The organism is Sphingopyxis sp. (assembly GCF_036402335.1).
Taxonomy (GTDB): Bacteria; Pseudomonadota; Alphaproteobacteria; order Sphingomonadales; family Sphingomonadaceae; genus Sphingopyxis.
Window position 1 is genome coordinate 1 of the sequence record NZ_DASWTD010000097.1, and the last position, 8,743, is coordinate 8,743.

An 8,743-nucleotide genomic window follows, 5' to 3' on the forward strand; every position below is an offset into this window, starting at 1 on the left:
ATTCGCTTCGCGAACGGTCCCCCTCCCCATCGCTTCGCGACAGGGAGGATATTATAAGAAGCCCGAAAGGATCCTCCCCCATGGCGCTCGATGCGCTCGACACCGGCTTTGCGCTCCGCCTCGGCGGGCAAGTGATCCTGACGCACGGCGACAGCGCACCCTGTTTCTTCGTCGGGCGCGGGGTGCCGCATGTCCATTCGAAGCTCGGCCATTTCGACGTTTCGCAAGAGGTGATCGAGCGGATCGCGCTGGCGCATGTCGAGGTTGCAGGAAATGTCGCGCGTTTCGCCGAGGCGGCGGGGAAACCGTGGTTGCTCGAAGCGGTGGTTTCAGGCGATGGCGACAATGCGGTGATCGCGCTGACAGCGCTCGACGCGACGCTCAACCGACTGTGGCTCCGCGTACCCGCCGACGCAGGCGAGCATGTGTGGGGCGGCGGCGAGCAATTCTCTTACTTCGACCTCCGCGGGCGGCACTTCCCGCTCTGGTCGAGCGAGCCCGGGGTCGGGCGCGATCCCTCGTCGGAGCTGTTCCGGCAGGTCGAGGCGCACCGCACGGGGGGCGGCGGCAGCTATGCGCACACCAATTATCCGCAGCCGACCTATGTGAGTTCGCGGCGCTATGCGCTGCACGTCGACAGCTTTGCCTATGCAGCGTTCGATTTCCGCAATGCGGATTATCACGAGGTCGAGGTGTGGGAGATTCCCGCGAGGATCGAGCTGTGGGCGCGGCCGCATTTCACCGAATTGGTGTCGGCGCTGTCGGATCGTTTCGGCCGCCAGCCGCCGCTGCCAGAATGGCTGCTCAAGGGCGCCGTCATCGGACTGAAGGACGGCGATAACAGTTTTGCGCGATTGAAGGCCTATGAGGACGCCGGGGTCGCGGTGTCGGGACTCTGGTGCGAGGATTGGGTGGGCCTCAGGATCACCAGCTTCGGCAACCGGCTGTTCTGGGACTGGCAGTGGAATGCGGAGCGCTATCCCGAATTGCCGGCGCGGATCGCCGAGCTCAACGAGCGCGGCATTCGGTTTCTCGGTTATGTGAATCCCTATCTGGCGGTCGACGGGCCGCTCTATGCCGAAGCTGCGGCGCAGGGATTCATGGTGATGCGCCCTGACAGGGACGAACCCTATATCATTGATTTCGGTGAGTTCGATTGCGGACATGTCGACTTCACCAATCCGGCAGCGGCGGCGTGGTTCGCCGATACGATCATCGGCGAGAAGATGATCGATTTCGGGCTGTCGGGCTGGATGGCCGATTTCGGCGAATATCTGCCCGTCGATGTGCGGCTGGCGAATGGCGAGAGCGGAATGACGGCGCACAACCGCTGGCCGGCGCTGTGGGGCGCGGTCAATGCGAAGGGCATCGCCGGACGCGGGCAGACGGGCGAAATGATGGTATTCATGCGATCGGGCGCCGCGGGCGTTCAGCGCCATTGCCCGATGCTGTGGGCGGGCGACCAGGCGGTCGATTTTTCGCGCCACGACGGGATCGGCACGGTGATCTGCGCCGCGCTGTCGGCGGGGATGCTGGGTAACGCGCACCATCACAGCGATTGCGGCGGCTATACGAGCCTGTTCGACACGACGCGCGATACCGAACTGGCGATGCGCTGGGCCGAAATGTCGGCGTTCACCTCGATGATCCGCACGCACGAGGGCAACCGGCCGCGGCAGAATGTGCAATATGACGACGATCCCGAACTGCTCGCGCATTTTGCGAAGATGACGCGGATCTATGCGCATCTGGCGCCGTATTTGCGGCGGTTGTCGCAGGAGGCTTCGGAGACGGGGTTGCCGGTGCAGCGGCCGCTTTTCCTTCATTTCGAAGACGATCCGGAGACCTATGCGATCCAGACGAGCTACCTGCTGGGCCCCGATCTTCTCGTCGCGCCGGTGATCGCTGCGGGGAAGCGCGAGTGGACGACCTACCTGCCCGCCGGCGCCGAGTGGGCACATGTCTGGTCGGGCAAGACCTACGCAGGGGGAGCGGACGTGACCGTTGCGGCGCCGTTCGGGCAGCCGCCAGTGTTTTATCGCGCGGGGTCCGCCGATAGCGCGCTGTTCGACAGGATCGTCTCGGCCTGAGCAACCTCCTTCAGCACCGTAACGAAGGCCGCCACGAGCGCGCTGCGGCTGCGGTTGCGGAGGAGATGGATGGCGTCGCGGGTGACTTCGGACGGCGGGAGCGCGATCATCGCGAGGCCGCTGCGTATCGCGAGCCGCTCTGGCACAACGGTGATCGCACGGCCGCTCGCCGCCATGTCGAGGCAGGCGGCGGTGGAATCGAGTTCGTAATCGGGGAACTGCCCCGCGGCGACGCGAGCGCGGAGCGCGCGGGGGAAATTGCTGCCCGGCGCAGGACGCGGGAGCGCCCAGGCGAAGTCGGCGCTGTCGCCCTCTCCTTTCGCAAGCGGATGGCCCGGCGCACAGACGAGCATCAGCGGCTCGGGCGGCAGCGGGATGCACAGCACCTCGTCGGCATGGCCCGACGACGCGAATTTCGCGCGGTTGCACACGACGAGATCGAGGCGGCGGTCGACGAGCGTTTCGAGCAATTGTTCGGACGGGCCGCCGGTAACGGTGACGCGGACGCCCGGATGCATTTCGGCAAAGCGCGCGATCGCTTCGGTGAGCAGGGGTTGCAGCGGATAGGGGCCGCTGCCGACCGCGACGGTGCCGCCGCTCGGCTGGCCGAGGCCGCGCGCCTCCTGTTCAAGGTTCGCCGACGCCGCAATGACGTCGCGCGCCGACCGGATCAGCCGGTCGGCATCGCTGGTGGGGCGGACATAATGGGTGGTGCGGTCGAAGAGGGTGGCGCCCAGTTCCTCCTCGAGCTTCTGGATCGAACGGGTGAGCGCCGATTGGGTGAGGCCGAGTTCGTCGGCTGCGCGCGCATAGCTGGCGAGACGGTAGAGCGTGTCGAAATGGCGGAGGCGGCGGAGGTTCATGGCGCGCACCATATCATTCCCATTATGCAATACCAATGGCGCTGTGATGCGCTTAGCGTGAATCTATGAGCAGCACCCAACTCGATGCGCGGACGCGGCGGCAGGTCTTTGCCGAACTGGAATCGCGGACGTTCGACCTTGCAGTGATCGGCGGCGGGATCACCGGCGCGGGGATCGCGCGCGATGCGGCGATGCGCGGGCTGTCGGTCGCGCTGGTCGAGGCGCGCGACTATGCGAGCGGGACGAGCAGCCGGTCGTCGAAGATGATCCACGGCGGCCTCCGCTATCTGGCGCAGGGTGACATTGCGCTGGTCAAGGAAGCGGCGTCGGAGCGGCAGATATTGCGGCGGATCGCGCCGCATCTGGCGCGGCTGTCGCCCTTTCTGATCCCGACCACCAACATGGCGATGACCGCAAAGCTGCGGACGGGGCTCTGGACCTTCGAGAAATTGGGCGACGTGCCCGAGGCCGATAAGCATGAGGTGATCGGGCTGGCGGAACTGCGACGGCGCGAGCCGCTGATGCGCACCGACAGGCTCAATGGCGCGGTGCTGTACCCCGAATTCCTGACCGACGATGCGCGGCTGGTGCTCGCCAATATCCGCAGCGCACAGGGCGCGGGGGCGGTGGTGGTCAATCATGCCGCGGCGTCCGAACTGACGGGCGACGGGCTGGTGGCGACCTCGACGCTGGATGACGGGCTGGGCGCCCGGATCAAGGCGAAGCTGGTGGTGAACGCCGCGGGCGCATGGGTCGACACGGTACGCGGGCTGGAGGCTGGCGAAGGCGACGTGCGCATGTCGCTGAGCCGCGGCATCCATCTGGTGCTGCCGCGCGAGCGACTACCGATCAATGCGACCATCATCATCCGCGCGCCGGACAAGCGCAGCATCTTTGCGGTGCCGCGTGGAGCTTTCACCTATATCGGGACGACCGACGTGTTTCACGATGGCGCCGATTACTGGCCCGCGCCGACGCGGGGCGACATCGATTATCTGCTGCGCGCGACCGAGGCGGCGCTGCGCATCGACCCGATCCGCGATGGCGAGATCGTCTCGCTCTGGTCGGGGGTGCGGCCCCTGATCGCGCAGCCAGGGAAGAAGGCCAACGAGGTGTCGCGCAAGGACGAGATATGGACATCGCCAAGCGGGCTGGTGTCGATCGCGGGGGGCAAGCTCAGCGCCTATCGCGCGATGGCCGAGCGCGTCGTCGATCTGGTTGTCGAGCGGCTGGGGGCCATCGCCCTGCCCTGTTCGACCGCTGACGCACCGCTGCCCGGCGGGTCGCGGACGCTGCGGCTGGACGGGCTCGATCCGCTGGCTGCCGAGCGGCTGGCGGGGCTCTATGGCGACGAAGCGAACGAGATCATCATTGCGGGCGGCGATGTCGCCGCGGAGGCCGCACGCGCGGTGACGCATGAGGGCGCCGCGACGCTCGAGGATTATTGGGTGCGCCGCAGCGCGCGCGCCTGGTTCGATGAGGATGCCGGCCTGGCCGCGCTGGTGCCCGCTGCCGAAGCGATGGGCGCGCTGCTCGGCTGGGATGACGCCATGACGGCTGCGCAGATCGCGCATTGCCACCGAATCAATGATGAGAACCGCAGGCTTTTGGGAGAGTGAGATGAGTTCGATTGCCGAAGCCCTTGCCAATGCCATCGGCGCCGACCGCGTCGCGAGCGACGCCGAGGCGCTGAACGCCCGTCGCTACGATCAGTGGGCGGTCAAGCATCTGCGCGACTGGCGCGGCGAAGCGGTCCCTGCACCGGGATGCGTCGTGCGGCCGCAGTCGGTCGAGGATGTGCAGAAGATCGTGAAATTTGCTGCCGAGCGCGGCGTGCCGCTGATCCCCTATGGCCTTGGCAGCGGGGTTTGCGGCGGAATCGAGCCGACACCCGACGCGATCCTGCTCGACATGAGCGGCATGAACCGCGTGCGGTATATCGACAGCGACGATCTGCTCGCGAGCTTCGATGCGGGGCTGAACGGCATGCAGGCCGAGGAAGCCGTCGCGGCGCACGGGCTGACGATCGGGCACTGGCCGCAGTCGATCGCGATCAGCAGCGTCGGCGGCTGGGTGTCGACGCGCGCCTCGGGGCAGTTCTCGACCGCTTATGGCAATATCGAGGACATTATCCATTCGATCGAGGCGGTGCTGCCGAACGGCGAGCTGGTGACGCTGGGCAAGGCCGTGCGCGCGGCGGCGGGGCCCGATCTGCGCCACCTGCTGATGGGCGCCGAGGGGGTGATGGGCGTGATCACGGGCGTGACCTTTTCGCTGCGCGCCAAGGCGCCGCACCGCGATTACAGCATCTTCTATGCGAACGACATGCGCGCCGGATTCGAGGCGCAGCGGCAGATCGTGCGCGCCGACTGGCGCCCGCCGGTGATGCGCCAATATGACGGGCGCGAGGTGCGGCGCTTGTTCCGCGACTATGAGCGCGACGGCAAGGCGATGTTGCTGATGGTGCATGAGGGGCCGAAAAGCCGCGTCGATGCCGAGTTGGCGGCGATGCACGAGATTTGTGCGAGCGCGGGGCTCGAAGCGGGCGATCCGATGGCGGCGAAGCAATGGATCGAAAAGCGCAACCATGTGCCGAGCTGGCGCGACATGTTCGAGCGCGGCTATGTCGCCGACACGGTCGAGATTTCGGGGCGCTGGAGCGAGATCGGCGCGATCTATGACGACAGCATCGCCGCGCTCAATGAAATTCCGGGCGTGATCAACGCGTCGGCGCACAGCAGTCATGTCTATCGGTCGGGCATCAACCTCTATTTCAGTTTCGCCGCGACCTTCGAGGACAGCGCGAAGATGGAGCCCGCCTATTTCGCCGGGTGGCGCGCGATCATGGAAGCGACCGCGAAGCATGGCGGCGGGGTCGCGCACCATCATGGCGCGGGGCGGCTGCGCAAGCCGTATCTGCACCACGACCTCGGCGAGAGCGGCGTTGCCTTGCTGCGGCGCGTGAAAGATGCTCTCGATCCGGAGGGGATCATGAACCCGGGCAATCTGATACCCGATGTCTGACCCCCTCGTCATTGCGAGCGAAGCGAAGCAATCCAGAGCGGTTTACGCCTACTCTGGATTGCCGCGTCGCTTCGCTCCTCGCAATGACGATGCCCGCAATTTCCAATGACAACGCGCGTTCACCTCCTCCTCGCACTCGACGCCGGCACCACCGGCGCCCGCGCCATGCTGGTCGATCCGGCAGGCGCGGTGCTGGGCGTCGACAAAAGGCCGATCGCGAGCCAATTCCCCGCGCCCGGACTGGTCGAGCAGGATGCTGCCGAAGTCTGGACCATCTGCCGCGCGGTGATCGACGGGGCGCTGGCGGCTGCCGGACGCAGCATCGCCGATGTCGCGGCGATCGGCGTGACGACGCAGCGCGCGAGCATCGTCCTGTGGGACCGCGCCACCGGCGAGCCCGTCGCGCCGATGCTGGTGTGGAGCGATCTGCGCGGGATCGACGAATATAAGAAGCTGCGCGCGGCGGGATTCACCGGCTGGCCGCAGGTGCCGTCGGCGAAATTGCCCGCGGCGATCGCGCTTTCCGGGCGCGATCCCGCGGGGCTGCAATGGGGAACACTCGATAGCTGGCTGATCTACAAGCTAAGCGGCGCGCATGTCACCGATGCCTCGGCGGCGTGGCTGACGGGCTATTATGATTATGCGACCGGCGCCGGATGGGATGCGGCGTTGCTCGCGCACCAGAAGCTGCCCGCGGCGATGTTTCCGGCGCAGGTCGAAAGCTGGGGCGCGATTGCGGAGAGCGATCCGGCTGTGCTTGGCGCGCGGGTACCGATCACCGCGCTGATTGCCGACCAAGCGGCCGCGATGGTCGCGCATGGCGCGCTGGGTCGCGGCGACTGGAAGGCGACCTATGGCACGTCGGGGGTGCTGATGGCGGGAACGGGCGAGGCGCCCGAGACGATCCACAGCAGCATGCCCGCCGAAGCGCTGGCCTTCGCGGGCCGCAAGCCGCGCTTCTGCGTCGAGGGGATGGTGATCACGACCGGGTCGATGATCGAGTGGCTGTGCGGGGGGCTGGGATTGTTCGCGTCACCCGCGGCGATGGAGGCGGCGGCAGCTTCGGTGAGCGATACCGGGAAGGTCGTGGTGCGGCCGTCGCTTGCGGGCATGGGCGCGCCACACGGCAAGTTCGAGGCGCGCGGGCTGATTGCGGGGCTGAGCTTTGCCGATGGTCCGGGGCAGGTCGCGCGGGCGGCGTTGCAGGGCATCGCGTTCCGATTTCGCGAGATCGCCGACGTGATTGCCGACGCCTTGCCGGTGCCCGAGGCGCTGCCCGTCGCGGGCGGGCTGTCGGCGAGCGATACGCTGATGCAGTTGCAGGCCGACGCGCTCCAGCGGCCCGTGCGGCGCCATGCGGTGCGCGAGGCGAGCGCCTATGGCGCGGCGCTGGCGGCGGGCATGGGCGCAGGGCTGTTTGGCGAGGGAGATCTGAAGCGGCTCGCGCGTTACGATGCGGAGTTTCTGCCGAAGGTGTCGTGCGATGAGGCCGATGGAGCGTTTGCACGCTGGCGGGATGCGGTGGCGGTGTGAGAAACCAAAAGCCCCGTCATTGCGAGCGAAGCGAAGCAATCCAGAGTGTGACAAGCCGCTCTGGATTGCTTCGCTTCGCTCGCAATGACGAAGTGCTTATGCACCCCTCGCCTCCACTAAGACGAACCCGCCACCTCGCACCACAGCCCGCGCACGATATCGCGCATGCGCTGCGCCTCATCCCAGCGGTTCGTCAGTTCGCTGCCGTCCGGCGCGGTGATCGCGTACGGAGGAGGCCCGAGTTCGCACATGAAGGTCAGCGCGTCGCTCTCGCGCGCCTGTTCGAGCCAGAGTTCGAAACCGCGGCGCCACCAGGCGATATGCTGGTCGAGCCAGCCTTGGTGCTGCGGGGCACTCAGCGCAACCTGTACCTGATGCGTCGTCGAGATGCGACCGTGGAAATTGTGGCTGCCCTGCAGGATCGTCTCGATCGCCGCGAGCTGGTCGGGGCGGAGCGGCAGTTCCATCTCGCCCGCCACCGGATAGTGCGAAAGGTCGGCGGTGAGCGGCAGGCCGGGGCGCTCTTCGAGCAATTGCAACGTGAAGAGCAGGTCGTTGGTGAGGCGGCCGCGGTGCGTTTCGAACCAGACGGGGAGCGGCGCGTCCTTCGCCGCCGCGACGAGGCTGTCGATCAGGCGCAGCGCGGCGCGGAAGTCGGCGGTCGGGCCGGCGATCTGGACGTTGAGGTGATGCGCGCCGAGCCGCTGCGCCTCGCCGATCCAGTGCGTGAGCTGGCTCGCGTCATGGACGAGCACCTGTCCCTCCCATGCGAGGCCGCGCGGGTTCATCACGCGCGCGACGCCGTCGGTGCGCGCGATCCGGGCAAGGTTGACGCCGACGCCGTCGAAGCCCGCGGCGACGACCTCATTCAACGCTTCGTCGAGGCGGTTTTCGATGTCGAAACCGGGGCATTTGTCGAGGCCCCAGACCGATTGAAGAACGAGCAATTCGGGCAATGGCTTCCCTTTCAGACAACGCTGTCATATCGTGTCGGGGGCGGGAGTCAATTGGCCTTCGCAGGAACGGAAAAACCCTCGTCATGCCGGGCTTGACCCGGCATCCCGCTTATTTCCTCAACGGATGAAGCGGGACCCCGGATCAAGTCCGGGGTGACGAAATAAGAGATAATGATGAGAGGATGAGATGAAAACCGAAGCCCCCGCCCCGCCCCTCATATCGCCGATGTCGCCGGCCTACCGCCGCTATGCGCTGACGGTGCTGCTGATCATCTAT

At 66.7% G+C, this 8,743-nt stretch carries 6 protein-coding genes; 4 read left to right on the forward strand and 2 right to left on the reverse strand.

Annotation, left to right across the window (positions count from 1 at the left end):
- The first annotated feature begins 80 nt into the window (after positions 1-80).
- Positions 81-2,090 carry an alpha-glucosidase gene (locus VGD20_RS02900; RefSeq protein WP_331133008.1) on the forward strand — a complete coding sequence of 670 codons (2,010 nt, stop codon included), beginning with the start codon at positions 81-83 and terminating at the stop codon, positions 2,088-2,090.
- On the opposite strand, the gene VGD20_RS02905 is transcribed toward VGD20_RS02900, so the two are convergent.
- The gene (locus tag VGD20_RS02905; RefSeq protein WP_331133009.1) at positions 2,036-2,953 is read right to left on the reverse strand and encodes a LysR family transcriptional regulator; all 918 of its coding nucleotides are present in this window, start codon (positions 2,951-2,953) and stop codon (positions 2,036-2,038) included. The two genes, VGD20_RS02900 and VGD20_RS02905, sit on opposite strands and share 55 nt — an antisense overlap.
- A 65-nt stretch (positions 2,954-3,018) precedes the next feature.
- Between VGD20_RS02905 and VGD20_RS02910 the strand changes: the two genes are divergently transcribed.
- The 3 genes from VGD20_RS02910 to VGD20_RS02920 all read left to right on the forward strand — a co-directional run bounded on the left by VGD20_RS02910 (position 3,019) and on the right by VGD20_RS02920 (position 7,510).
- Positions 3,019-4,572, forward strand: coding sequence for a glycerol-3-phosphate dehydrogenase/oxidase (locus tag VGD20_RS02910; RefSeq protein ID WP_331133010.1), 1,554 nt, complete (start codon positions 3,019-3,021; stop codon positions 4,570-4,572).
- 1 nt (position 4,573) lies between these two features.
- On the forward strand, positions 4,574-5,977 hold the full coding sequence (locus tag VGD20_RS02915) for an FAD-binding oxidoreductase (RefSeq protein ID WP_331133011.1): 1,404 nt from the start codon (positions 4,574-4,576) through the stop codon (positions 5,975-5,977).
- A gap of 105 nt (positions 5,978-6,082) precedes the next feature.
- On the forward strand, positions 6,083-7,510 hold the full coding sequence (locus tag VGD20_RS02920) for an FGGY family carbohydrate kinase (RefSeq protein ID WP_331133012.1): 1,428 nt from the start codon (positions 6,083-6,085) through the stop codon (positions 7,508-7,510).
- Positions 7,511-7,626: 116 nt separating this feature from the next.
- Here VGD20_RS02920 and VGD20_RS02925 read toward each other — a convergent pair whose 3' ends face one another.
- Positions 7,627-8,466 carry a hypothetical protein gene (locus VGD20_RS02925; RefSeq protein ID WP_331133013.1) on the reverse strand — a complete coding sequence of 280 codons (840 nt, stop codon included), beginning with the start codon at positions 8,464-8,466 and terminating at the stop codon, positions 7,627-7,629.
- Between the last annotated feature and the right edge of the window lie 277 nt (positions 8,467-8,743).

Bases quoted from the DNA above. Each gene is read 5' to 3' on its own strand.
- VGD20_RS02900 (WP_331133008.1), top strand. From the start codon at position 81: ATGGCGCTCGATGCGCTCGACACCGGCTTTGCGCTCCGCCTCGGCGGG.
- VGD20_RS02905 (WP_331133009.1), bottom strand. From the start codon at position 2,953: ATGAACCTCCGCCGCCTCCGCCATTTCGACACGCTCTACCGTCTCGCC.
- VGD20_RS02910 (WP_331133010.1), top strand. From the start codon at position 3,019: ATGAGCAGCACCCAACTCGATGCGCGGACGCGGCGGCAGGTCTTTGCC.
- VGD20_RS02915 (WP_331133011.1), top strand. From the start codon at position 4,574: ATGAGTTCGATTGCCGAAGCCCTTGCCAATGCCATCGGCGCCGACCGC.
- VGD20_RS02920 (WP_331133012.1), top strand. From the start codon at position 6,083: ATGACAACGCGCGTTCACCTCCTCCTCGCACTCGACGCCGGCACCACC.